This window comes from Dyadobacter sediminis (genome assembly GCF_005860765.1).
Lineage (GTDB): Bacteria > Bacteroidota > Bacteroidia > Cytophagales > Spirosomataceae > Dyadobacter > Dyadobacter sediminis.
This window is the reverse complement of record NZ_VCEI01000025.1, coordinates 233,416-257,361: the sequence shown is the minus strand read 5'-3', so window position 1 is coordinate 257,361 and position 23,946 is coordinate 233,416. Positions and strand designations below refer to the sequence as shown.

Here is a 23,946-nt window from a genome sequence, read left to right as displayed (position 1 = left end):
TACAAAATTACAAATTGATTGTAAAATGCCATCTTGTCAGTATTTTAGCAGTGGCAAAATAATTTAGGCTGCAAATTGTTGTTGATTACAATTCATTTACGCTGAATAACTATGCCGGAAAATACAGACTTCAACATAGATCAAGACAAAAATTACGATATGAACGAGGAAAAATCTCCATTGGAAACTGACAATCTGGTAAACGAAGAAAATACCGAAACATCCAATTCAGTACCGTTGGACAATGCCGGACAGGAAATCACAGGCGAAGCTCCTTCTGCTGCCAGTAACGAACCGCTTGAAGCTGCAAAATCGGAAATTGCTGAACTTAAAGACAAGTATTTACGTCTTTATGCTGATTTTGAAAACTTTCGCAGACGTACGGCAAAAGAAAAACTGGAAATGATTTCCGGTGCAAGCGCCGATACGGTCAGAATGATCCTGCCGATTGTGGACGACTTTGAACGTGCACAGGTTTCCTTCGATTCTTCCACGGACATTGATGCGCTTAAAGAAGGTGTCGATCTGATTTATACCAAGCTTCTTAAAACGCTGGAATCCAAAGGGCTTAAACCGATGCAGTCGAAAGGGGAAACGTTTGACGCGGAACTACACGAGTCCATCGCACAGTTTCCTGCGCCTACGGAAGACCTCAAAGGAAAGGTCATTGACGAAATCGAAAAAGGGTATTACCTGAACGACAAAGTAATACGTTACGCGAAAGTGATCGTAGGTGCATAAGTTACTCAATCATGTTATGATGTATAATGACCAAAGGCATCCATAATCATTTTTAATATGGCGCTAGCCGCTTACATTATACATTCAGCAATATAAAAATGGCAAAGAAAAGAGATTACTACGAAATCCTTGGAGTGGATCGCGGCGCCAGTGCCGATGACATCAAAAAAGCTTATCGCAAGCTGGCAATCAAGTTTCACCCTGACAAAAATCCGGATGATCCTACTGCCGAGGATAAATTCAAGGAAGCCGCAGAGGCATACAGTGTTCTGAGCGACGACAACAAACGTCAGCGTTACGATCAGTATGGCCATGCAGGCGTTGGCGGTGCAGGCGGCGGAGCGGGATACGGTGCCGGCGGCGGTTTTTCGATGGACGATATTTTCTCCCAGTTTGGCGATATTTTTGGCGACAGCAGTCCGTTTGGCGATATATTCGGCCGGGCCGGAGGCGGCGGAACGGGCCGCAGAGTACGCCGGGGATCAGATCTGAGGATCAAACTGAAACTGAACCTGGAAGAAATTGCCAACGGCGTTGAAAAGAAAATCAAGGTAAAAAGGCATGTAACCTGCGATACCTGCGGCGGAAACGGCGCTAAAAACGGCACGTCGCTCAGCAACTGCAATGGCTGTAACGGAACGGGCCAGGTCCGTAAGGTTGTGAGCACCATGCTTGGACAAATGGTTTCCACAAGCACGTGCCCGACTTGTAACGGTGACGGAAAAATCATCAGCGAACGTTGCGAAGCCTGTGCGGGAGAAGGAAGATTGTTACAGGATGATCTGATCACACTGAATATACCCGGCGGCGTTGCGGAAGGCATGCAGCTTTCCATGTCCGGAAAAGGAAACGTGCCGGCACGCGGCGGCGTAGCAGGCGATTTGCTGATCGTGATTGAAGAGGAAGAAGATGCAGCTTTGAAAAGAGATGGCAATAACGTTGTTTTTGACATGCATATCAGCTTCATTGACGCTGCACTCGGAACATCCGTTGAAATTCCAACGCTGGACGGCAAAGCAAGAATCAGCATCGAATCCGGAACGCAGGCCGGAAAAATCCTTCGTCTGAAAGGAAAAGGCATTAAAGATCTGAACGGCTACGGAAAGGGCGACCAATTGGTACATATCAATGTATGGACGCCACAGCAGCTGACTTCTGACGAAAAAGAAACACTTGAATCGTTGCGTCATTCACCAAACTTCCAGCCGAAGCCCGGAAAGAATGAAAAAGGTTTTTTTGACAAAATGAAGGATTTCTTTCATTGATATTGAAGTCAAAACTATATTTTCCAAAAAGCCGTTTCATCACAGAAGCGGCTTTTTCGTTTCAAGCCGAGTTACTTTTTTATTTTTTGTAAATGCCCAGTCCAATGAAAACAATGTTGCTGTTCACAGCCCTTTTTTACTCAAGAATGCTCTTTGCTCAACCCGTTGCCACCAATGAACTGACATTCGCTACTTACAACGTGAGTATGGAAGCGGAAAACTACGTCCCGAAAGGAACACCCGGAATTTCCGAACAGATTCTGGTTAAAGAACTGGCTTCCGGAAACAATGTACAGATCCGGAACATTGCCAGCATTATCAAATCCGTAAGGCCGGATGTTATATTGCTGAATGAATTCGATTACGTCAAAGATCCGCAGGCCGGCGTTCTGCAGTTTGTAAAAGCTTATCTGCAGGACAGCTCGGATGGAAGAAGAGGAATTGATTATCCTTATTATTATTACTCAACGGTAAACACCGGCCAGCCATCGCCCTACGATCTGGACAATAACGGAAAAGCAGAACAGTTCGGAGCTGATGCATGGGGTTATGGCCTTTATCCCGGACAATACGGAATGGTGCTTTTATCCAGGTTCCCGATTGACATCAACAATGTCCGTACTTTCCAGAACTTTAAATGGAAAGACATGCCCGGCGCGTTGAAGGTCACAAAAGCGGACGGAAGCGACTGGTATGCACCCGAAGCCTGGGCCCAATTTCCGCTTTCTTCCAAATCACACTGGGACATTCCGGTGATGGCCGGAAACAAAGTCATTCATATTCTTGCCAGCCATCCTACTCCGCCGTCTTTTGATGGCGATGAAGACCGGAACGGAAAACGCAACCATGACGAAATCCGCTTCTGGCGGGATTACATCAGCGATCATCTTAGCTCCTATATTTATGACGACAAAGGCGTAAAAGGCGGGCTTAGGCCAAATTCCTCCTTTGTCATTTTAGGTGACCAGAATGCGTCGCCGGATGAAGGCAATGCCATTTCAGCAGGCATCAGATCTTTACTCAGCCACCCTAAAGTGAACAGTGAACTTGCTCCTGCCAGCAAAGGCGGTCCCGAGCACAGCAATACGAATGCATTTGCCAAAAACCATACGGCTGTCTGGAGAATGCGTGCGGATTATGTAATCCCTTCAAAAACAGGCTTTAAAGTGCTGGACAGCGGCGTATTCTGGCCGGCAAAGGGCGAACCCATGGCGGATCTGGTCGAAAAAAGAGAATCCAGCTCCGATCACCGGCTCGTTTGGGTGAAAGTAAAACTGGATTGATCATTGATATCCAAAGCAAAAGCGGGAGGTGTAAAATACACTACCCGCTTTTGCTTTGGATCCTTCTTTATTTTATTGCTGGCCGCCGTACATGTTATACCCGGCCATATGCTTCTGGAAAATAGCTTCGTATTTCTTTGCAGCTGCTTCCTGCTTAGCCTCGCGGCATTCCTGAACGATTATCTGCATAATGTACAGGTAAACACTGCTGTCGCGGCGTTTTGTAGTGCCGTTATCTTTTGCCCAGGTGAGCACTTCATCCGCACGGGTAGCCATGGTCTCAGCGATATCCAGCGCTTTTTTGGTTTCTCCAAGATCAAAAAGAGGACCGATGAAATTGGCTGAAAACTGATCGTAAGGAATGCTCTTGTCGGGCATGGTTGCAAGCGACTTGTCAATGGCCTTCTTGGCCTCTTCCTTGCGCCCGTCGGCAATCAGCTGGCCGGTCAGGCGCAGAAACGCGATCCGGGCCGTAGCAACCGGCGATCCGAGATACGTATTGTCGTAATACGTGTTCGGGTTATCCAGTTCTCTCCAGAACATTTTGTTCATCAGATTGTTATACATCACATCGGTGTTTACATAACCGTCTGTTGCGCCCGGCACTTTTACCGGCAGCAAACGAAATGCATAACCTTCCAGCTGCATATATTCTTTCAGGTTCAGATAACTTGATCCGCCCAGTGTGGAAGAAAAGTAAATCGGACGTTTCCAGTCATTGGTGGAAATGATATCCAGCATGATCAGATCGGATTTGTACAAGTTTCCTTTTCCGATTGTCCAGCTGATGGAGTCGCTTACGAATGGAAGCAAATCACTTTTGATGATATTCATTTTCTTGACCGCTTCTGCATTGACCGGCAGAAACAAAACGGACGACGGCAGAATGGAAGTCATGTCGCCGCTTGTCAAAGGAACCTGAATGGCTTTATTTTCTTGCTTCACCAATCCCATGTATTCTTTCAGATTGATTCCGCCTTTTACACTGGGGATTTCATAAAACGGTACGATATCGTTTTTCCCGAATGCATAATTGTTTTTATCCAGCGAAATCGGCAGCGCTTCGGATTTGTACGTTTTGCGCTTCATCTGATCGATATACCAGTCGGTTCCCAGCAAGCTCAGGTTACATACGCGCACATCCGTGCGGAAACCTTCCACTTCCTGCACATACCACAACGGAAATGTATCGTTATCGCCGCCTGTAAACAGAATTGCATTCGGTGCACAGGAATTAAGCAGGTTTTTGGCAAAGTCAACAGAATGGTATCTGTGAGCGCGGTTGTGATTATCCCAGCCTTTTGCACCCATGATAATCGGAACTACAAGGCTTAATGCAGTGGCAGCACCGGCACGTGTTGTCGAACTTTTAACAAAACGGCTTAATGCATCTGCAACGGAAATCACACCAAAACCAATCCAGATACAGAAAATATAAAATGATCCGACATAGATATAATCCCGTTCACGCGGCTCGGTCGGCGGAGAGTTGAGGTAAACGACAAGCGCAACGCCGGTAAGAATAAATAATAATCCGAGAACCAGAAGATCCCGTTTGCTGCGGTAATAAACGATTACAATGCCCAACAAGCCCAGTATGAAAGGAAGCATGAAGTAATTGTCATGTGCCTTGTTGTTGGCAATCGGCGCAGGATACTGTTTTGCGGTATCCCATGGAAGCATGTTTCCGGCTCCCTCTTCGTCACTTTCACGGCCTACGAAATTCCACAGGAAATACCGCCAGTACATATGCCCGATCTGGTAAGAAAACATAAATGACAAGTTATTGCCCATAGTCGGCTTTTGTCCTTCGGCCAGTCCGGTCATTTGCTGATAAAGCTGCGGGTGTCCGGGCTGCGTGCTGTACATCCGCGGCAGAAGCATGTTGCTTCCCGGTTCGTACTCATATTCAGGGCGGTAATCGTAAATGGCGTATTTTCCATCCTGCTTGCGGTACATCGGCGCACCGCGCTTCTGGCTCACAGGAGAAGAAACAAAAGACGGGCCATACAGCAACGGACGGCTGCCGTATTGTTCTCTTTTAAGATAAGAAACAAAGCTCAGAACGTCATTCGGGTTGTTTTCATTGATCGGCGGATTGTATTCTGCACGTACCAGAACCATCAGATAACTGGCATAACCGATCAAAACAAAGGCAAGTGAAAGCAAACTTGTATTCAGCAACACATTTTCTTTTTTCTGTGAAAAGCGAATCCCCCAGATAAGTGCGCCCAGAAAAATAATGATAAAGAATATAACGCCCGACTTGTAAGGAAGCCCCAGCGAGTTCACAAAGAAGATCTCGAACTTTCCGGCAATACTCGGCAGTCCGGGAATGATGCCGGAGTTGATAATGGCCAGAATGACAAGACCGCCCGCAAAGGCCATGATTCCGCCAAAAACACTTGTTTTAGGATATTTCTTGAAATAATAAACCAGTGCAAGTGCAGGAATCGTTACAAGGTTCAGCAAGTGGACGCCAATGGAAAGGCCAACCAGATAAGCAATCAGAATCAGCCAGCGGTTTTCGGCAGCCGGATCTTCAATTCTTTCCCATTTGAACACAGCCCAGATCACAATGGCCGTAAAGAAAGAAGACATTCCGTAAACCTCCGCTTCCACTGCAGAAAACCAGAAGGAATCGGACCATGTATAAGCCAGCGCTCCGACGATCCCGGAACCCATCAGCAATATGATGTCGCTGGAATCCAGCTCTTCGTCCGTTTTGTTAATCAGTTTGCGGGCAAGCAGCGTAATGGTCCAGAAAAGAAACAGGATCGTGAATGCGCTGCTCACAACCGAAACCATGTTTACCCAGTAAGCAACATTGGTTAAATCACCGAATGCGAAAAGAGAAAAAATACGGCCGATCAGAAGAAAGAATGGTGCTCCCGGCGGGTGCGGCACCTGCAGTTTGAATGCACAAGCTATAAATTCCCCGCAATCCCAGAAACTTGCAGTACGCTCCACAGTGAGCGTGTATGTAATTAATGCAATTGCGAAAACAATCCAACCCGTAAGGTTGTTGGAACGGTTGAAACGGGTCATTTGAAAGAAGATAAGATTAAAAAGTTAAATGCAAACATTGGAGTAAGATGATGACGCCTATCGTACAGTTTTGTCAATAGTCAGTCAAAATTAGCAAAATTACCTCAACGGCAAGGTTCAAACAGTCTTAAAAAGTGTTAACAGGAAGAAGTATTGACGGCACAAAATCAGGAATATTCAGCTAAAAGCAACCAATTTGCCCGCAAAACTCATTTGTAAAATATCCATTTTGCCAGTTCCTTGTACGTGACTTTCTTTCCGTACATCAGAATCCCGACTCTGTAAATCCGGGCCGCAAGCCAGGTCGTACCCATGAATCCAAGCACAAGCAACGCCATCGAAAGCGCAATTTCCCATGCCGGAACGCCGAAAGGAATCCGGACCATCATGATAATCGGCGAAGTAAACGGAATGATGGATGTCCAGAACGCCAGCGTTCCGTCGGGATCGCGCAGGACAAGCTGGGCAAATACAAAGGAAAAAATAATAGGCAAAGTAATGGGAAGCATGAACTGCTGTGTATCGGCATCGTTGTCCACAGCAGCACCGATCGCCCCGAAAAGTGCGCTGTAAAGCAAGTACCCGCCGAGATAATAAAACAGAAAGCAGCCCACGATCAGCGGAATATTCAAACTGTTGACAGCGCCAAGCACTTCAGCCACCGGATTTTCCACGTTCCCTCCCGGCATTCCCTGCGCAGGCATTCCTTTCTGGATGGATTGCATTTCCTGTGCCATCTGTGCCGGATTATCAGGCATCTTGCTGCTCAGAACCGCAGAAGCTGCACTTGTAAGCGCGGTACTTAATAAAATCCAGAGTACAAACTGCGTTAATCCGACCAGCGCCACGCCGATGATTTTTCCAAGCATCAGCTGAAACGGTTTGACCGAAGAAATAATCACTTCCACGATCCGGCTGGTTTTTTCTTCCGTAATGCCGCGCATCACCTGCGTTCCGTAAATGAAAACCGACATGTAAATCAGAAATGCACAAATTCCGCCGATGACCGTTGCAGCACCGGAACTGCTTGTTTTTTCACCTTCTTCGCTGAGGCTGATCGTTTCCGAACTTACATTCACCCTTGAATCTTCGAGAATTTTGTGCGTGATGCCTGCTTCCGAAAGTTTTATGTCTTCAATCTGTTTTTCAATGACTTTTTCAATTTGCGATTTCAGGTCCATACTCACGTTCTTTTCTGCATAAATCCGGACGCCTTTCGGATCGCGTATGATGTCGGCAGGAATGTAGACCAGCGCATTCGCATCGCTTTTTTTGAATCCCGTTTTGGCCGAATCAATGGAAGAAGCGATATACATGAATTTCAGCGCTTCCGTATCCTTGAATTCCTTGCTGAACAATCCGCTTTCGTCCAGAACCTGAACTGTTTTGGTATCAACCGATTCGATTGCCACCCAGATGACGGTTGCATAAAAGGCTACAAAAAGCACCGGCGCAAGCAAGGTCATGATGAGAAAGGATTTCTTCTTTACCCTCACCAGATATTCCCTTCTGATAACTAGTAATATATTACGCATTGAATAATGATTTTAAGGTTGAAACGGCTGAGTAGTTATGATTCCGGCACTTCATTAACTGAACGCATGAAAATGTCGCTCATACTCGGAATGTTTTCGCCGAAAGAACGGATTTCAACCCTTTGCAGTAAACCGGATAATAATTCATTCGGACTTACATGGTTTGCCAGATGAATATGGATGCGCTTGTAATCATTTTCAAGGTTTTTCTCCTGCCCAAGTTCATACAATTCGCCCAGATCGGCCAGGTTTCCTCTGTATTCGACAAAGTAGGTATGCGTTTTGAATTGTTCCTTGATCAGCAGCTTGGGGCCGTCCAGGACCTTTTTTGCCTTGTGGATCAGTGCGATATTGTCACAAAGTTCTTCCACGGTTTCCATCCGGTGCGTGGAGAAAATGATCGTACTTCCCTTTTTTTTAAGTTCAAGGATTTCGTCACGGATCAGATTGGCATTGATCGGGTCAAATCCCGAGAAAGGTTCATCCAGAATGATCAGGTCGGGCTCATGCAAAACGGTGGACACAAACTGCACTTTCTGCTGCATGCCTTTGGAAAGATCCGAAACGCTTTTGTCCCACCAGGTTTTGATATCAAATTTAATAAACCAGCTTTTCAGCTTTTCCATCGCCTGTTTCTGCGACAATCCTTTCAGCTGCGCCAGATAAAGCAGCTGCTCGCCGACCTTCATCTTTTTATAAAGTCCTCTTTCTTCAGGCAAATAACCAATTCTGGAAATATGGCTCTGGTCAAGATGCTGTCCGTCAAACAGGATTTCGCCTTTGTCCGGCCCGGTAATCTGATTGATGATTCTGATCAGTGAAGTTTTTCCGGCCCCGTTCGGCCCGAGCAATCCGAAGATACATCCTTTTGGAATGGAAAGGCTTACATCGTCCAGCGCTACATGGTTTGCATATTCCTTCGTTACATTCCGGACTTCTATAATGTTCATACTTGTGAAAGGGTCTGTGATTCGTTCTGTGCCGCTGTTTGTAAAAGCGGACGTTCTGCTTGGTTGCGGCGGTAAAGATGCAAAATTTCAGAAGGCCGGATTAAAGTTACAAGTATCAAAGCATTAAATGCCGGATTAATGGTAAAATAAAATAGCGGACGGATGCCCGTTCGCTATTTTATTCAGTTCCAAATTTAGGAATATTTGTCAGATGTACTTTTCGCGTATCTGAAACAGGATCCAGAATCCAAGCACACCGCTTACAATGGCTACCAGAATATTGAGCTGCACCATGTTACTGATCAATCCGATGAGCAGTGCATAATAAAGCAGGTTCCAGCCCGACCGTTTACGTGCTCTCAATGGTGAAAACGCCATGAGGTACATAATCAGCACAAAAACCCCGAGTGCGATATTGAGATAAAAACTGATTCCGAATGCCGTTGAAACACTGCCCATTCCCGAAACAGCCCCCATGATCCCGAATGCAGTAAACAATCCCACAAGACCCAGAACGGACAGGATCAGAATAAAATAAGGCCCGTACTGAACCACAAACTCCTTGACTTGCTCTGAAAACGGAGGAAATTTTTGTAAAAAGACAGGTTCCAGTTCTCGCTCCAAAGGTAATTTTGATTCCATATCGGGATGTTTACGTAAGTCAGTTAATGTTCAATAAAACTAAATTAATTTTCTCAAACCGCTTGGAATGTTACGCAAACATACCCTACTCATTTAGCTGCCGGCAGGATATTACCTTTATCCGGTAACCTGTTGGGAGCTGCACAGGACTCAGTCTTCCGGATAAGGTACAAATACAAACCCGGAGAAATCGCCGATCAACGCAAAAAGACAGCAAAACTCGTCCGCATTCTTGTAATTTTCCTGAAACAGCAATACGGATTCTTCTCCGATCAGCTTACGGTCAACAAATTCCTGCATGTAAGAAGCGCGGTACGAATAATTATTGGCAAGTTCCGTAGCATCGATCAGCAGAACGCCCAGTTCCAGTTCATTATTGGTAACCACAAAAATAGGATTGTCGGAAAAGCCTCGTTTCCTGATCTGGTAAGAAGCTTCTTTAAGCTGATCGGCAACTTTTATAAAATCTTCGGATATATACCCCATCAGTTTCTGATTCAATTCCGGAGAATTGGCATCATCCATCAGAGCGTTTTCATTGCTGTTGTTGATCATGGTTTTTGGTTGTTGGCTTTTAGCTTTTAGCAGCTGGCTTTTAGCTATTGGCTCTTGGATTTTTGTGAAATAGTAAAATGTGTTTATTGCTGTCGCTTTTCGTAAAATGCAAGCTGTTTTCGGCTATTAGCTAACGGCTAAAAGCCAAAGGCTCTTCACATTCTCGCAGCCAGCAGCAGTGTCAGGTCTTTGTAACGCATGTTGAAGCTTCTGGCAATGTGCGAATTGGTCAATGTTCCTTTGTGACAGTAAACACCTTTCATAAACCATTTGTTTGCATAAATCATTTCTTCAATTCCGCCGATTGTACCCGTCTGGAGTAAAAAAGGCAGAAAAACATTGCTTAATGCCGTACTCGCCGTATGCGCAACGCGCGAAGGAATATTGGGCACACAGTAATGGATAATGTCATTATATTTGAAAGTCGGGTTTTTATGCGTCGTCATGCGCGAAGTTTCAAATGATCCGCCCTGATCAATACTGACGTCAATAATTACTGAACCGGGCTTCATCTGGGAAACCATTTCTTTGGTTACTATCAACGGGCTGGAGCCGTTTTCTGCACGCATGGTGCCTATCACCACATCGGCACGCGCAATGGCTTCGCCAAGCGTATCCGAATCTATAATGGACGTGTAGATATTTTGTCCGATGGAATATTTCAGCCTTTGCAAACGGTAAATATGCTTATCAAACACCTTCACATCCGCTCCGACGCTGATCGCTGCCCGCGTGGCATATTCGGCAACCGTTCCGGCTCCGATGATGACGATTTTGGTTGGCGGCACGCCGGTTATTCCGCCGAGGATAATTCCCCTTCCGCCGTTTGGTGTCGATAAATATTCCGCCGCAATGAGCAGCACGGTGCTTCCGGCAATTTCGCCCATTGCGCGTATGATCGGCTTCCCTCCTACTTTGTCCTCGATCAGTTCATAACTGATACCGGTGATTTTAAGCTCGTTCAGTTTCTCAAAATACCTTTTCTGAAGAACCGGAAGGTTCAGAACGGAAATCAGTGTGGTTCCGGACTTGATGTAGCCAAATTCTTCCTCCACCAAAGGCTCCACTTTCAGTATGACATTGGCCTGATAAACTTCCTTGGCACTTTGCACGATTCTGGCTCCGGCCTCACTGTACTCATGATCCGAAAGATTGGCGCCTTTGCCCGCATCTTTTTCAACCCAGACTTCATGTCCGTTCCTGACCAGTATTCCGACAGCGTCTGGTGTAAGCGCAATCCTGTTTTCCTGCAATGAAACTTCTTTCGGCAATCCGATATGCAACGAGTTTTGATTTTTCCGCACAGCCATTAAAGATTCTTGCGGATACAGCACGGACTGTTTAGCGAGCTCTTCAAAACCGGTTATCTGAGGTTGTGCCATTTACTACCAAAAAAATGAAAGTGAAAAATACTGATTATGTAAACCCTTTATATCTTCTTTATTTCTAATATTCTCATGCCAGTTTCATCTGCCTGCAGATTGAGCAGCATATACTTTTCAGGCCACAAGATTTCAATTTTGCCCGGCCATTCCACAAAGCAGAAGCAACCGGAATCGAAATACTCTTCTATACCCATATCCAACGCTTCCGTTTCATCTTTAATCCTGTAAAAATCAAAATGATATACGCAGCCGTTTTGTGCTTCGTACTCATTTACAAGTGAGAAAGTAGGACTTTGAACATGTGATTTCACACCAAGCTGCTTGCAAACAGCCTTGATCAGTGTGGTTTTACCGGCGCCCATATGACCTTCAAAAAGCCAGACCTGCATGCCGCTGCCCATTTGCAGGAGTTTGGCCGAGACTGCCGCCAATTCCTCCTCATCCCTGAAATATATCGTGGCAGGCTGTTCAATCATATTACAAAAATACACAATTTGGAAAAATACATCGCATTTTTATCATGGGCCGAGGTCCGCACCTGACTTCTGCTGAAAACTTTTTTCATTTCCCGGAATTACTATTTTGACAAATCTCCGGATAATCCCGAAAATGATCTGACATTATGCCGGTAAAAAAGGACCTGTACGATCTTATGATTCTAAAATATTCCTAAAACAGTAAAGCCAAAAAATGGCGAATATAATATGCCCAAATCCCTATCACGCCGTGACTTTCTTGTTCATACCGCCTTGGCCGGCGCCGTAATCCCCGCAATGGCAGGCGAGGTCTTTTCCGGAAAGACTATAACCGCAGCAGAACCTCTTAAGATCAATATCTTTTCAAAACACCTGCAGTTTCTGAATTATACGGATATGTGCGCAGCAGCCAAGGAAATCGGGTTTGACGGCATTGATCTTACGGTGCGTCCCAAAGGACATGTTGTTCCGGAAAATGTAGAAACGGACCTTCCCAAAGCAGTGGATGCCATGAAAAAAGCCGGCTTTGCGCCTTCCATGTTCTGTACGGCTGTGGAAGATGCGAACAATGCCATGGATAAAAAACTGCTGGAAACGGCTGCAAAGCTGGGCTTCAGATATTACCGGATGAACTGGTACAAATACAATGACCAGAAAACAATCCCGCAGCTGCTGGATGAATACAAGAATAAAATGGCCGGGCTGAGCAAGCTGAATGACAAACTCGGCCTCATTGGCTGCTACCAGAACCATGCGGGCAGAATGGTAGGTGCATCCATGTTCGAAATCTGGGAAATACTTCAGAAAGCAAATCCCGGAAATATGGGTGCGCAGTATGATATACGCCACGCCACGCTGGAAGGCGGCCTTTCCTGGCAAACCGGCTTTAACCTTATCCGGCCAAACATTAAAACCATTGTGCTGAAGGATTTCATGTGGGAAAAGACCAATGGAAAATGGGCACCGAAAAGCGTGCCGCTCGGTGAAGGAATGGTCGATTTCAAAACTTATTTCAAACTGCTCAAAGACACAAAAACCGAAGTGCCGATCTGCCTGCACCTTGAATATCCGCTGGGCGGCGCAGACCAGGGCGCCGACAAAATTACCGTGGACGAAAAGGTTGTATTTGACGCGATGAAAAGGGATTTGCAAAGAGCAAAAGAACTCTGGCAGGAAGCATGATCAGACTGATCCTGATTTTAACGGGCGTTGCACTTGCATCTTTTCTGCCCGATACAGACTGGCCCGAATACAACGGCGACGGTGCAAGAAGCCATTACTCGCATTTGAATCAGATCAATACAAAGAATGTAAGTCAGCTGAAAGTGGCCTGGACCTACGCTTCCGGCGGTGCCGATACGATCCGGAACCGCAGCCAGATACAAAGCAATCCGATCATTGTCAATGGCGTTCTTTATGCAGTGTCCGCAGCTACACAGGCTTTTGCCGTCAATGCGGAAACCGGGAAGGAAATCTGGAAATCAAACGTTCCGGATGTAGGCGGAACCATAAGCCGAGGTGTGACATACTGGGCTGACAAACAGGATAAACGCATTTTTTTCGGTGCCGGCCAATGGCTTTATGCGCTGGATGCGGAAACCGGATTGGCAATCCGTTCTTTCGGCGAAAATGGCAGGATCAATCTTAAAAACGGCATTGAACGGCCGGGAGCGGATGATTTTGTCACTTCCAACACGCCGAATACAATCTATAAAAACCTGATCATTGTCGGGACGCGCGTTGCCGAATCCGAAACTGCTCTTCTGGGCGATGTAAGGGCTTATCATGTACTTACCGGAAAACTTGCATGGACTTTCAAAACGATCCCGGACAAAGGTGAATTCGGTTCTGAAACCTGGCTCGCGCAGCCTGCAAGAAAAAAATTCGGCGGGGCAAATGCATGGGCAGGAATGGCAATCGACAGGAAAAGAGGCATCGTTTACGTTCCGACCGGTTCTGCCGCTTACGATTTTTACGGCGGAAACAGGCCGGGGAATAATTTGTTTGCCAACTGTCTCCTTGCGCTGGATGCCGCAACGGGCAGACGGCTATGGCATTTTCAGTTTGTTCATCATGACATCTGGGACCGGGACCTTCCGGCACCGCCCAATCTGGTTACCGTTATGCACAACGGAAAGCGCATTGATGCCGTTGCACAGATTACCAAACAAGGCTATATCTTTATTTTTGACCGGGTTACAGGAAAACCGCTTTTTCCGGTAAAGGAAGTGTCTTTTCCTTTGGATGCCATTTCCGGTGAAAAACCAAGTGCTACGCAGCCAGTTCCGGAGTTGCCGGTTCCGTTTACACGTCAAAGTTTTACTGTAAAAGACCTAAATTCTTTTGTTGCCGACCGTGATTCCATGGAAAGCCTGCTGCTTCATGCCCGCACCGGACAGGCTTACATTCCTGTAACATCACAGATGACCATTTTTTATCCCGGCACAGACGGCGGTGCACAATGGGGCGGCGCCGCTACCGATCCGGGCGGCATCCTGTACGTGCCGGCAAAGGAAATCCCGGTTTATACTTCATTAATTAAAAAAGATTTAAAAACAGACAATCAAAGCATAACCGGCGCCGATCTATATAAAAGCAACTGCGCTTCCTGTCACGGAGCCGACAGAACCGGAAACCACGACGGATCGTATCCTTCTCTGGCCGGCATTGATAAAAGGCTTACAACCTCACAGATACATTCCATTCTTGAAAAAGGCAAAGGCATGATGCCTTCCTTTTCACATATTTCCAGAGCTGAAAAAGATGCAATTGTTGATTTTCTATATAACAGGAATTTAGCAGAGCAAATCGCAGCCACAAACACGTCGCAGGTTCCGTATCAGCATACAGGTTACAATCGCTGGTATGATAAAAACGGTTATCCGGTGAGTCAGCCGCCATGGGGAACACTTACCGCCGTTGATCTGAACACGGGAAAACACCGCTGGCAGGCGCCGCTGGGCGAATACAAGGAATTGACTGAAAAGGGTATTCCGATAACCGGAACGGATAATTATGGCGGGCCGCTGGTTACAGCGGGCGAATTGTTATTTATTGCTGCAAGCCGCGACGAACAATTCAGAGCCATTGACAAACGTACCGGAAAAACAGTATGGCAAGCCGAACTGCCGGCCGCCGGGTATGCCTCGCCGAGTACTTATTCCGTGAATGGCAAACAGTTTGTCGTCATTGCCTGCGGAGGCGGAAAGCTCAATACAAAGTCAGGAGATCAATTTGTTGCTTTTGCATTGCCTTAGTGAATGGATTAATTCCATAAAATAGGAACTAACTGCTGATAAAGCCTGAATTTTTTATCCTGTGTTATAATGGTCAAATTTTCAGTAATTGCCTGTGCAATAATCATTCTGTCAAAAGGATCCGAATGAAATAAGGGAAGATTTTCAAGAATTTCATAATGATCCCTATTAAAAAACAATTCACAAAACGAATTCTCAATCACAGCCTCATAAAATTTTGACACTGAAACGCTCAGATCCAATTTTCCCAATCCTTTCTTGATAGTCATTTCCCAAAAAGTTGCATGACTTACATACAGATCTGTATAAGCAGAGTTAAATATTGAAAGAACCTTGTCAGAAAGTTTTTGATTATCGTCTGAATGCCAAATTAAGATGTGTGTGTCTAATAAATAATTCATTTGTTTTAAGAAAATCCTGATGGAACAAAATCATCAAAATCTTCTGAAATTCCGTTGATCATACCTTTTCCCCAGCCCGGCTTTCTGGACACTGGCGGATTCTGCTGATCTTTTAAGATTTCATTAACCTTATTGATTAATTCATCATTCTCAAGATGAACAATTTTTTCAATGATATCCAATTTCTTTTCCTTCGTCGTCATGGCAGAAAGTTCTGATGCACGTCAAATATAATGTCAGTAATTTAAATGTTAAAATGCACGCCGAACTGCTTCCCAAAGTCGTTGCACTTGTCAGTTTGCAGTCAAAAGTTACCTTTGTGAAAAGTCTAAATTCAACTGTATGTCTTCAAAAATTCTCAATGTCGGATTAATTGGTTTTGGTTTGTCCGGACGTTATTTCCATTCTCCATTTTTAAGTACGAACCCCGGATTTAAAATCAAAACGGTGGTCGAAAGAAGCAAGAACGAAGCACAGGAATTTGATCCGTCCATCGGCAATGCAAGATCAGTCGATGAACTTTTGAGCGACGAAGAAATAGATGTTGTATTCATATGTACGCCCAATGACACGCACTTTCCATATGCCATGGATGCGCTTGAAAACGGAAAGCATGTTGTCATTGAAAAACCTTTTGCTGCAACCGAAGAGGAAGCCAGACAGCTCGTTGCACTTGCCGAGGAAAAAGGATTGATTCTGACTGCATACCAGAACCGGCGCTGGGACTCTGATTTTCTGACGGTTAAAAAACTGATTGCTGAAAACAAGCTGGGCGATATCATTGAATACGAATGCCATTACGACCGCTTCCGGCCCGTGGTCCCGACCGAATCCTGGAAAGAAAAAAGCGTTCCGGTAGGCGGAAACCTTTATAACCTCGGCCCGCACCTGATTGATCAGGCACTGGTGCTTTTCGGCGAGCCGCAGACGGTTACCGCGGAAATCCGAACAATCAGACCAAACAGTGAAATCGATGACTATTTTGACGTGCGGCTTGGCTATGCAGATAAAATGGTTATCATCAAGTCAAGCCTGCTGGTTTATGAAAATTTCCTGCGCTATAACCTGCACGGCACAAAAGGTTCATTCATCAAAGGTGGGCTGGACCCGCAGGAAGAAACGCTGCGCCAAAATATTTTACCTACCACCAAACCCTGGGGCGTGGAACCTGAGAACCGCTGGGGAAGGATGTTCAGTGAAGAATATACAGGAATTATCGAAAGTGAAGCCGGCGATTATGCCCCGTTTTATCAGAACGTTTATGATGCGATTGTCGACGGTGCAGAGCTGGCCGTAAAGCCGGAAGAAATTATCCGCACCACCCGCGTCATTGACCTTGCTTTTGAGAGCAGCAGAGAAAAGAAAGTAATGAAATACTAAGTATTTTTTCCAAAAAAGGCAGCCTTGAAATTCAGGGCTGCCTTTTTTTATAACCAATCGGTATGCTGCAGATTAGTTGATTGCTGCCGCTGTAACCTGACGTTTTGTTTCCGTTGTGATTACAAATGGCTTGGAAGAAACTTCGTTTCCGTTGTTCACAATAAAGCTGTACTGACCGTCTGCAAGGTTGGACAAATCAAAAATCTTGGAATAATTTTCTGATTTTGGAAGTGCAGTGCTGTAAACGATATCTCCGCCGAAATCTTTGATCACAAGAGAAGACTTATCTTTTACATTTTCAAGCGTCAGTTTGAATTTCAGTTCGCCTTTGGAAACAAGCTCAATGGCAGCGTTGTTTTCTTTTACTTTATCAGCAGCGATAGAAAGGTTTGCAGCAGATACTCCCATCAAAACTGCAAGTGTCAAAATTGTCTTTTTCATTGTGTTGTGAAATTTAATGTCTTGTTCGGATTTACAAATTGTACTTTTCAGATATTTCGTCAACATTATAGTCTAATTCCGGCAAACAGCGATTTTCGTTCCCTTATCTCTCTGTTTGATGATTCAAATGTACATCACAATACAAATACAAAACAATAGCCAAGTTTTCAGGAAGTTAAAGTTCTTTTTCCTGTTATGCATAAATATTAAAATAATCCTATGATTATAGCAAAAGTGCAATAAGTAGTTTGAAATTTGCCACCTGTATGGAAATAGTGCAATCCCTATTTTGTTGTACTTTACATAGATATAGCATTGATAAACAGCGTATACAAAGCCGGCTGGTTTCCGGTCATTAAAAATAAGGAATCCGGTAAAGGATCAAACTGCATTCTCACCTCCGGAAACCCCCGGATCATACATGCTTTTTCAGCCTGTTGCTGAAAATAATCTGTTTGATTTAAAGTAATTTCGTTTGCAGCCCGTCTGTTACTTTGTTACCTGTTTTCCCTTCATTTTGTCGCAGAAAAGGCCAAATATCATTCAGACTGTCGCATCTTACAGCAAGCAACTGCTGGGGTTTATCCGGCAGCGCGTGAATACGGATGAAGATGCCGAAGATATTCTGCAGGACGTCTGGTATCAGCTCAGCAGCGTGCCCGAAATCGAAGCCATTGAACAGATCGGAAGCTGGCTGTACCGCGTGGCGCGCAACCGCATTATTGACAAGTACCGCAAGCAGAAACCGGATTCGCTGGAAGATTACGGCTATGAAGATGAAGACGGAGAATTTTACTTCAAAGACATACTTCTGGCCGACGACGGTACGCCGGAAACGGTGTACATGAAAGAACTTTTCTGGGAACAACTGACGCTTGCCTTACAGGAACTTCCTGAAAGCCAGCGCCAGGTTTTTATCTGGAATGAACTGGAAGACCAGACTTTCCAGGAGATCTCGGACCGGACGGGAGAAAATATCAAAACCCTTATTTCCAGAAAACGGTATGCCGTACGTCATCTTCGGGAACGCCTGGAAACATTTTATCAGGAATTTGTAAATTATTAAATTTGTCAATCATGAATCAGCGACATACATATAGAAGGCGTTTCTGGATGTTCCCGTTTTTCGCACTGGCTGCAATACTTTTACTGGGAAATATCATACGCTGGTTATGGAATGCCATTTTGCCTGATTTGCTGAATGTAAATCCCATTTCGTACTGGCAGTCCGTCGGGTTGCTCGCATTATGCCGGCTGCTGTTCGGGAACTTCGGCGGACGCAGGGGCGGTCCGGGCCGATGGAGAGGCCAACCGCGTTTCAGCCGCGAAAGTTCAAAAGATGACAAGCGTGGTTTCGGTCCGCCGTGGAAAAACAAATGGATGGAAATGACCGAAGCGGAACGCAGCAAATTTCGCCAGGAAATGCGGCGGCGCTGCGGAAAGCCGCCAGAAAATGACTTATAAACGAATCCGGCCATGCAGCCGGATTTTTTTTGCTTTTATACAGATCTTTTAAAGTATTTTCTGCTGCACGCCGTCTGCGATTATATACAGCATATCCATGCATCCGGTTTTCACCTTTAAAATCAAAAGCCATGTTCTTACAAGTTGTCAAAGTAGTAATTGCAGGAATTCTGGGCGGCATTTTACTTTTTGCAGTTCCCTTTTTCCTTTTCAAGGCTCTGTTCTTTTTTCTGTTTCTCGGGCTCGTTTTCAGACTGTTTGCAGGAAGGTTTTCCGGATTCCGCAGACCAAGGCGGTTTGATTTCGATTTTGACGATTACCAAAGATTCCGGCCTTATGAAGGCAAGGAAAGATTAAGAGATTATTTGAATGAAAATCCTAAAAACATATAAGGTATGAAAAGAAGCACACGATTTATTCTGGGTGCAAGCATTGCCTTGCTTACCGCAGCCGGCCTGCATTATACAGTCGGTTCCCGCTTTCATGAAAGAGCCTATTTCGGACGTTACGGGTATGAAGGATGCGGACACAACTGGCATGGTTACAGCGAAAAACCAACTTTAAACCAACCTTTGCAGTGAATAGTCAGTAATAAAGTCATGAGTTGAAATGGGTTGAAATGGCTCGTTCCAGTAGATCGGCATTGTTAGAAATGAAGCCATGGATTGACATGAGTTGAAATGTGTTGAGATGGCGGGTTCTGGAAAAGTAGCACTTTTTGAAATGAAGTCATGGATTGACATGAGTTGAAATTGCTCGTTCCAGTAAATCAGCATTGTTAGAAATGAAGTCATGGATTGACATGGATTGAAATGTGTTGAGATGGCGGGTTCTGGAAAATTAGCATTATTAGAAATGAAGTCATGGATTGAAATGGCTGGTTCTGGAAAATTGGCATTTTTTGAAATGAAGTCATGAGTTGAAATGGCTGGTTCTGGGAAATGAGCATTTTTATTAAATAAATTTTTTCAACAGCTAAAAGCCAATCGCTGACAGCTAAAAAACGTAAATTAAACATGTGCAACAGATATGGAAATCGTGGCTATGGAATGCGCCATGATCATTTTGGGAAACAATTCGGCGAAAGCCGCTATTACCGTGTTCCGGTAAATATTGTGAAAAACGAGAACAATTACGAACTGCTGGTTTTTGCTCCCGACCGGTCCAAGGACGACTTCCGGATCAGCATCAAAGGCCATGAACTAACGGTTTCCTACGAACTCAAAAATGACCTGCGCGAAAAAAGAAACTGGATACGGCATGAGTTCAGCAAGGCATCGTTTGAAAGGACTTTCATCATTGATGAAACCGTGGATACGGAAAATATCCGCGCCGAATACGTAAATGGCATTTTACAGCTTATTTTGCCGGTTATACCCGGCTCGGAAAAGCCGGCGCAGGAGATTAACGTTGCCTGAAAGCAGCATTACAAATATAAAAAAGCCGCTGCAACAATTTGCAGCGGCTTTTTTGTATTCAAAAGAACGAACAGATTATTCTTTAACGACTCTTTTTGTGCCTTTTGAATCCATGATAACAACTTCATCCGTATTCGCCGGTAAAAAAAGCGTATGTGTGGATTGTGAAAGAAAAGAAGAGCCGTAACTGATTTCCTCGCGTCGGGTTTTACCGTTTTTCAGTTTCAGCAATGCCGTTGTTTCCATCGGCGCCAGCTTTACTTTCTTCATTTCTTTCCGGATTTCATGGAAGCGCAGCGAGTCGCGGTTCTGCGAAGTGACAGCAATCCACTTGTTGCCCGAAGCCGGAAGTTTTATCAAGCCTTTTGCATTGCCGGAAGCGGCATATCCGCTTTGCGAAGGACTTAATGCCTGAAATTTTCCGTTACCGTTTCCTTTTAAGATAAGGCCATAAAACGCGTCATATCTTCCAACGGAAACTTCCGATCCGTAATCATTTCCCGAAAGCATGACATCCAGGTTTCCATCCTGATCAAAATCATCCGCGATCATACCAAAAATGGGTGCAAACTGCGCTTCAACGGGCAATTCATGCATAGCGAACTTTCCATTGCCTAGGTTTTCAACATAGCTGCTTTTCATCCAATTTACGCTTACATGCAAGGCATCTTTCAGTTCTTCAGGTTTTAAAATATCCGTTAACGAAGCCTCTGCAAATTTCCCGTATTCCTGAAAACGCTGGCGAACCTGAATGATCTGTTTGCCCATGTCGTCGCGGGTATTGTACGGAAATTCCTTGTATGAATTGTCTTTTGCTTTGTAAAAAACAGTTGGTATAGCATCAAAATAACCGTCATTGTTAAAATCCTTTGCATACATGCTCACAGGCCTGCTTTCTGAAGCCCGGCTTAATGAGTTCATACCCAGATTTCCTGCGATATAATCCATATCCCCGTCATTGTCAAAATCACCTGCAAGCAGACTTCCCCACCAACCTTTTTTCCCTTCCAGCCCGGAAGTGATTTTCTTCAATTTCCCGTTTTCATTTTTCAGAAAAGTAAGCGGCATCCATTCGCCGGCAAGAATCAGGTCTGTCCAGCCATCGTTATCGAAATCGGTCCATAATGCGTCACAGATCATGCCGATATTGGCCAGTTCCGGCGCGGCTTTGGCCGTAACATCTGAAAACTTGGCTACATGGTTCTGCGTATCATTGCGGAGCACATAACTGGAAACTGCCTTCGGATATGCACCGGATTCCACTCTGCCGCCAACAAAAAGGTCCAGATCGCCGTCGCGGTCATAATCAACTGCTTTTACACAGGAGCCGTTAACCAGAAACGGCGGCAACGCAGCCGTATCGTTTACAAATTTTCCTTTTCCGTCATTGAGGTACAGCATGCTTTTCAAGCCCTGCGAACCGGTCTGCAGTTCGTAACTTCCGCTTACAATATACAGGTCCAGATCCTTGTCATTATCCGCATCAAAAAGCAAAACGCCCATGTCTTCTGTTATTTTTTCCGGACCGTCGGCACCGGGAAGAAGGTCTGCAACCCTGAATTTTCCGTCAGGCTGCTGCAACATGAAACGACCTTTATGCTGAAATGCGCCTCCGACAAAAACATCATCAAGCCCGTCGCCATTTACATCACCTGCAGCCATTGCCGGCCCGAACTGCGACAGTTTGTGCGGCAGCAGTTTTTGAAGATTAAAATCAATGGCATCTGTTTCTTCATGCTTGTAACCAACGTTCAGCTTTGAAGTAATGTCTGTAAAAAGGGTATTCTCAACAACATCTTCTTTTTCTTCCGAAATAAAAGCAGCATTTTTTTCAGAAACAGCAACAACCTGATTTGCAGAAATATTTTTAATAACCTGGCTTTTTCCGCCTGGCCACGTGACTTTCAGCTGATCGACTTTTTTGTTTTTACCCAGTCCAAAATGCACAACCGGCTCAATCGTTGATAAATATCCGCGGTAAGGAGAATTTTCTGAAATCTGTTTCTGGCCATTTGCGTAAGTTATTTCTGCAACGGCGCCAATTCCGGCATGATTGCTTCTTTCGCCTTTAAATTCGATCCGGAGGTAATTGCTTTCTTCCGGTTTGAGCTGAATGCTGTTGTTCCGGCACACAAAAGCGGAATCATTGATGTTGTTGACCACATAGTCCAGATCGCCGTCATTGTCCAGATCGGCATAAGCGGCGCCGTTTGAAAAGCTTGGCAGTTCAATGCCCCAGTCGTCCGTAACATCCTCAAACTGCAGACCGCCTTTATTTTTGAAAGCAAAGTTCCGGATTTTGACCGTCGGAATATAATCGAGCATCATCATGGGTTCCATAACGCTGGAAACTTCGTTGCGGTAAGCTATAAAATCAAGGTCTGTAATATCACGCGGAAAACCGTTTGTAATGATCACGTCGCGAAATCCGTCATTATCAAAATCCGTAACCATAGGCGTCCAGCTCCAGTCCGTTTCGGCAATTCCGCTCAGCAACCCTATTTCGCTGAAAACCGGATCTTTGCCTTTACCGTTCAGGTTTCCAAGATTCAGCTGCAACGTATTGCGTGCCACCTGATACTGATAACCAAAGAGTTCGTTATTCTGATACGTTACGTAACTGTTTGCAGGCGTCATCATTTTCTTGCGGCGATTGGTAGCCGGCATCATATCAACGGCAATAACATCCATCAATCCGTCATTGTTTATATCGGCCACATCGTTGCCCATCGCAGAATGCGACGTATGCTTGAAATAGGATGGCGCTTTGTCCGTAAATGTGCCGTTACCGTTGTTGATGTATAGCAAATCATTCGTGAGATAATCATTGGTCACGTAAATATCCTTCCAGCCGTCCTGATTTACATCGGTTACATTCACACCCAGCCCGTAACCTTCAATGAGTATGCCGGCTTCTCTGGAAACATTGGTAAAAACAGGATGTTTCAGCTTCTCATCCCAGTCATTTCTGTAAAGCCGGTCGGTTCTCCGCGAAGACCCGTCTGTAATCTTTTTGTGGTACTTGTTCGGAAAATTGTTATCATCCATTTCATTGACAACCAGAAACAGATCGAGGTCGCCATCATTGTCATAATCCAGGAAAGCAGCGTTTGTGGTGTGCGTCGTGTCGGCAATGCCGTATTCTTTTCCCATTTCCCTGAAAACAGGAACCTTGTTTTTATCAAGTCCCTGATTTACATAAAGCAGGTTTTCACGTTCCTGCGGTACTTTGCGCACGGAGGAACAGACATAAATATCCAGCAGATTGTCATTGTTTATATCCACAAGCGCAACACCTGTCGACCATTTGTTCGATGCTTCCACGCCTGCTGTTTTGGTGATATCTTCAAATTTGAAATCACCTTTGTTCAGATACAGTTTGTTATCCACCGAATTTCCGGTAAAATAAACATCCGGCAGACTGTCATTGTTAAAGTCACCCAAAGCTACGCCCCCGCCATTGTACACGTACTCGAACGAAAGAATGTTCATCGTATCATTTTCAGCAATTCGGTTGGCAAACTGAATGCCGGTTTCTTCACTGTCGAGCTGGGTAAACGTTTTAAGGTCCTTTTTACAGGAAATCAGGAAAATAACTGCGGAGAGTGCAGAAAGTAAGTACTTTAAGAACATTGTGTAATGCAATGAAAAGATAGGAACGGATACCTCGAAATTAATAAAAGGAGATGGCAAATCAATACCATC

General features: G+C 45.0%; 22 protein-coding genes. 11 read left to right on the top strand and 11 right to left on the bottom strand.

The genetic code is table 11. The annotated features are described in order from the left end of the window. Positions 1-111: 111 nt before the first annotated feature. The 3 genes from FEM55_RS13475 to FEM55_RS13465 all read left to right on the top strand — a co-directional run bounded on the left by FEM55_RS13475 (position 112) and on the right by FEM55_RS13465 (position 3,289). Positions 112-741, top strand: a complete 630-nt coding sequence (locus FEM55_RS13475; RefSeq protein ID WP_138281896.1) for a nucleotide exchange factor GrpE — start codon at positions 112-114, stop codon at positions 739-741. Positions 742-839: 98 nt separating this feature from the next. Next, complete coding sequence (gene dnaJ, locus FEM55_RS13470) at positions 840-2,006, top strand: molecular chaperone DnaJ (protein ID WP_138281895.1); 1,167 nt, start codon at positions 840-842, stop codon at positions 2,004-2,006. Between the two features lie 104 nt (positions 2,007-2,110). Then, complete coding sequence (locus FEM55_RS13465) at positions 2,111-3,289, top strand: endonuclease/exonuclease/phosphatase family protein (protein WP_138281894.1); 1,179 nt, start codon at positions 2,111-2,113, stop codon at positions 3,287-3,289. A gap of 72 nt (positions 3,290-3,361) precedes the next feature. On the opposite strand, the gene FEM55_RS13460 is transcribed toward FEM55_RS13465, so the two are convergent. The 7 genes from FEM55_RS13460 to tsaE all read right to left on the bottom strand — a co-directional run bounded on the left by FEM55_RS13460 (position 3,362) and on the right by tsaE (position 11,880). Beyond that, positions 3,362-6,337, bottom strand: a complete 2,976-nt coding sequence (locus tag FEM55_RS13460) for a glycosyltransferase family 117 protein (protein WP_138281893.1) — start codon at positions 6,335-6,337, stop codon at positions 3,362-3,364. Between the two features lie 209 nt (positions 6,338-6,546). Next, entirely contained in the window at positions 6,547-7,872 is a 1,326-nt protein-coding gene (locus tag FEM55_RS13455; protein ID WP_138281892.1) for an ABC transporter permease, read from the bottom strand. Between the two features lie 35 nt (positions 7,873-7,907). After that, entirely contained in the window at positions 7,908-8,822 is a 915-nt protein-coding gene (locus FEM55_RS13450) for an ABC transporter ATP-binding protein (protein ID WP_138281891.1), read from the bottom strand. A gap of 207 nt (positions 8,823-9,029) precedes the next feature. Beyond that, positions 9,030-9,464: a hypothetical protein gene (locus FEM55_RS13445; RefSeq protein ID WP_138281890.1), complete on the bottom strand. Its 435-nt coding sequence runs from the start codon at positions 9,462-9,464 to the stop codon at positions 9,030-9,032. Positions 9,465-9,614: 150 nt separating this feature from the next. Further along, positions 9,615-10,019, bottom strand: coding sequence for a hypothetical protein (locus FEM55_RS13440; protein WP_138281889.1), 405 nt, complete (start codon positions 10,017-10,019; stop codon positions 9,615-9,617). A gap of 155 nt (positions 10,020-10,174) precedes the next feature. After that, positions 10,175-11,401, bottom strand: a complete 1,227-nt coding sequence (locus FEM55_RS13435; RefSeq protein ID WP_138281888.1) for an alanine dehydrogenase — start codon at positions 11,399-11,401, stop codon at positions 10,175-10,177. A gap of 47 nt (positions 11,402-11,448) precedes the next feature. Beyond that, positions 11,449-11,880, bottom strand: a complete 432-nt coding sequence (gene tsaE / locus FEM55_RS13430; RefSeq protein ID WP_138281887.1) for a tRNA (adenosine(37)-N6)-threonylcarbamoyltransferase complex ATPase subunit type 1 TsaE — start codon at positions 11,878-11,880, stop codon at positions 11,449-11,451. A 228-nt stretch (positions 11,881-12,108) separates the two neighbouring features. On the opposite strand from tsaE, the gene FEM55_RS13425 reads away from it, so the two are divergent. Further along, positions 12,109-13,062, top strand: a complete 954-nt coding sequence (locus tag FEM55_RS13425) for a sugar phosphate isomerase/epimerase family protein (protein WP_138281886.1) — start codon at positions 12,109-12,111, stop codon at positions 13,060-13,062. Continuing rightward, positions 13,059-15,137, top strand: a complete 2,079-nt coding sequence (locus FEM55_RS13420; protein ID WP_138281885.1) for an outer membrane protein assembly factor BamB family protein — start codon at positions 13,059-13,061, stop codon at positions 15,135-15,137. Before FEM55_RS13425 ends, FEM55_RS13420 begins: the two co-directional genes overlap by 4 nt. 8 nt (positions 15,138-15,145) lie before the next feature. On the opposite strand, the gene FEM55_RS13415 is transcribed toward FEM55_RS13420, so the two are convergent. Both FEM55_RS13415 and FEM55_RS24965 read right to left on the bottom strand, forming a co-directional pair. Then, positions 15,146-15,538 carry a type II toxin-antitoxin system VapC family toxin gene (locus tag FEM55_RS13415; RefSeq protein WP_138281884.1) on the bottom strand — a complete coding sequence of 131 codons (393 nt, stop codon included), beginning with the start codon at positions 15,536-15,538 and terminating at the stop codon, positions 15,146-15,148. Between the two features lie 5 nt (positions 15,539-15,543). After that, positions 15,544-15,720, bottom strand: a complete 177-nt coding sequence (locus FEM55_RS24965; protein ID WP_171036546.1) for a hypothetical protein — start codon at positions 15,718-15,720, stop codon at positions 15,544-15,546. Positions 15,721-15,880: 160 nt separating this feature from the next. Between FEM55_RS24965 and FEM55_RS13410 the strand changes: the two genes are divergently transcribed. Next, positions 15,881-16,918: a Gfo/Idh/MocA family oxidoreductase gene (locus FEM55_RS13410; protein WP_138281883.1), complete on the top strand. Its 1,038-nt coding sequence runs from the start codon at positions 15,881-15,883 to the stop codon at positions 16,916-16,918. 72 nt (positions 16,919-16,990) lie between these two features. Here FEM55_RS13410 and FEM55_RS13405 read toward each other — a convergent pair whose 3' ends face one another. After that, positions 16,991-17,359, bottom strand: a complete 369-nt coding sequence (locus FEM55_RS13405; RefSeq protein WP_138281882.1) for a T9SS type A sorting domain-containing protein — start codon at positions 17,357-17,359, stop codon at positions 16,991-16,993. Between the two features lie 517 nt (positions 17,360-17,876). Between FEM55_RS13405 and FEM55_RS13400 the strand changes: the two genes are divergently transcribed. The 5 genes from FEM55_RS13400 (at position 17,877) to FEM55_RS13380 (ending at position 20,241) form a co-directional block, all read left to right on the top strand. Beyond that, positions 17,877-18,425: an RNA polymerase sigma factor gene (locus FEM55_RS13400; RefSeq protein WP_138281881.1), complete on the top strand. Its 549-nt coding sequence runs from the start codon at positions 17,877-17,879 to the stop codon at positions 18,423-18,425. Positions 18,426-18,436: 11 nt separating this feature from the next. After that, complete coding sequence (locus FEM55_RS13395) at positions 18,437-18,823, top strand: hypothetical protein (RefSeq protein WP_138281880.1); 387 nt, start codon at positions 18,437-18,439, stop codon at positions 18,821-18,823. 131 nt (positions 18,824-18,954) lie between these two features. Continuing rightward, positions 18,955-19,215: a hypothetical protein gene (locus FEM55_RS13390; protein WP_138281879.1), complete on the top strand. Its 261-nt coding sequence runs from the start codon at positions 18,955-18,957 to the stop codon at positions 19,213-19,215. Between the two features lie 3 nt (positions 19,216-19,218). Beyond that, the gene (locus FEM55_RS13385) at positions 19,219-19,404 is read left to right on the top strand and encodes a hypothetical protein (protein WP_138281878.1); all 186 of its coding nucleotides are present in this window, start codon (positions 19,219-19,221) and stop codon (positions 19,402-19,404) included. Positions 19,405-19,839: 435 nt separating this feature from the next. Beyond that, complete coding sequence (locus tag FEM55_RS13380) at positions 19,840-20,241, top strand: Hsp20/alpha crystallin family protein (protein ID WP_138281877.1); 402 nt, start codon at positions 19,840-19,842, stop codon at positions 20,239-20,241. A gap of 75 nt (positions 20,242-20,316) precedes the next feature. On the opposite strand, the gene FEM55_RS13375 is transcribed toward FEM55_RS13380, so the two are convergent. Continuing rightward, the gene (locus tag FEM55_RS13375; RefSeq protein WP_138281876.1) at positions 20,317-23,874 is read right to left on the bottom strand and encodes a VCBS repeat-containing protein; all 3,558 of its coding nucleotides are present in this window, start codon (positions 23,872-23,874) and stop codon (positions 20,317-20,319) included. Positions 23,875-23,946 lie beyond the last annotated feature (72 nt).

Coding starts and splice junctions, on each gene's coding strand:
- FEM55_RS13475 (WP_138281896.1), top strand. CDS start 112: ATGCCGGAAAATACAGACTTCAACATAGATCAAGACAAAAATTACGAT.
- dnaJ (WP_138281895.1), top strand. CDS start 840: ATGGCAAAGAAAAGAGATTACTACGAAATCCTTGGAGTGGATCGCGGC.
- FEM55_RS13465 (WP_138281894.1), top strand. CDS start 2,111: ATGAAAACAATGTTGCTGTTCACAGCCCTTTTTTACTCAAGAATGCTC.
- FEM55_RS13460 (WP_138281893.1), bottom strand. CDS start 6,337: ATGACCCGTTTCAACCGTTCCAACAACCTTACGGGTTGGATTGTTTTC.
- FEM55_RS13455 (WP_138281892.1), bottom strand. CDS start 7,872: ATGCGTAATATATTACTAGTTATCAGAAGGGAATATCTGGTGAGGGTA.
- FEM55_RS13450 (WP_138281891.1), bottom strand. CDS start 8,822: ATGAACATTATAGAAGTCCGGAATGTAACGAAGGAATATGCAAACCAT.
- FEM55_RS13445 (WP_138281890.1), bottom strand. CDS start 9,464: ATGGAATCAAAATTACCTTTGGAGCGAGAACTGGAACCTGTCTTTTTA.
- FEM55_RS13440 (WP_138281889.1), bottom strand. CDS start 10,019: ATGATCAACAACAGCAATGAAAACGCTCTGATGGATGATGCCAATTCT.
- FEM55_RS13435 (WP_138281888.1), bottom strand. CDS start 11,401: ATGGCACAACCTCAGATAACCGGTTTTGAAGAGCTCGCTAAACAGTCC.
- tsaE (WP_138281887.1), bottom strand. CDS start 11,880: ATGATTGAACAGCCTGCCACGATATATTTCAGGGATGAGGAGGAATTG.
- FEM55_RS13425 (WP_138281886.1), top strand. CDS start 12,109: ATGCCCAAATCCCTATCACGCCGTGACTTTCTTGTTCATACCGCCTTG.
- FEM55_RS13420 (WP_138281885.1), top strand. CDS start 13,059: ATGATCAGACTGATCCTGATTTTAACGGGCGTTGCACTTGCATCTTTT.
- FEM55_RS13415 (WP_138281884.1), bottom strand. CDS start 15,538: ATGAATTATTTATTAGACACACACATCTTAATTTGGCATTCAGACGAT.
- FEM55_RS13410 (WP_138281883.1), top strand. CDS start 15,881: ATGTCTTCAAAAATTCTCAATGTCGGATTAATTGGTTTTGGTTTGTCC.
- FEM55_RS13405 (WP_138281882.1), bottom strand. CDS start 17,359: ATGAAAAAGACAATTTTGACACTTGCAGTTTTGATGGGAGTATCTGCT.
- FEM55_RS13395 (WP_138281880.1), top strand. CDS start 18,437: ATGAATCAGCGACATACATATAGAAGGCGTTTCTGGATGTTCCCGTTT.
- FEM55_RS13390 (WP_138281879.1), top strand. CDS start 18,955: ATGTTCTTACAAGTTGTCAAAGTAGTAATTGCAGGAATTCTGGGCGGC.
- FEM55_RS13385 (WP_138281878.1), top strand. CDS start 19,219: ATGAAAAGAAGCACACGATTTATTCTGGGTGCAAGCATTGCCTTGCTT.
- FEM55_RS13380 (WP_138281877.1), top strand. CDS start 19,840: ATGTGCAACAGATATGGAAATCGTGGCTATGGAATGCGCCATGATCAT.
- FEM55_RS13375 (WP_138281876.1), bottom strand. CDS start 23,874: ATGTTCTTAAAGTACTTACTTTCTGCACTCTCCGCAGTTATTTTCCTG.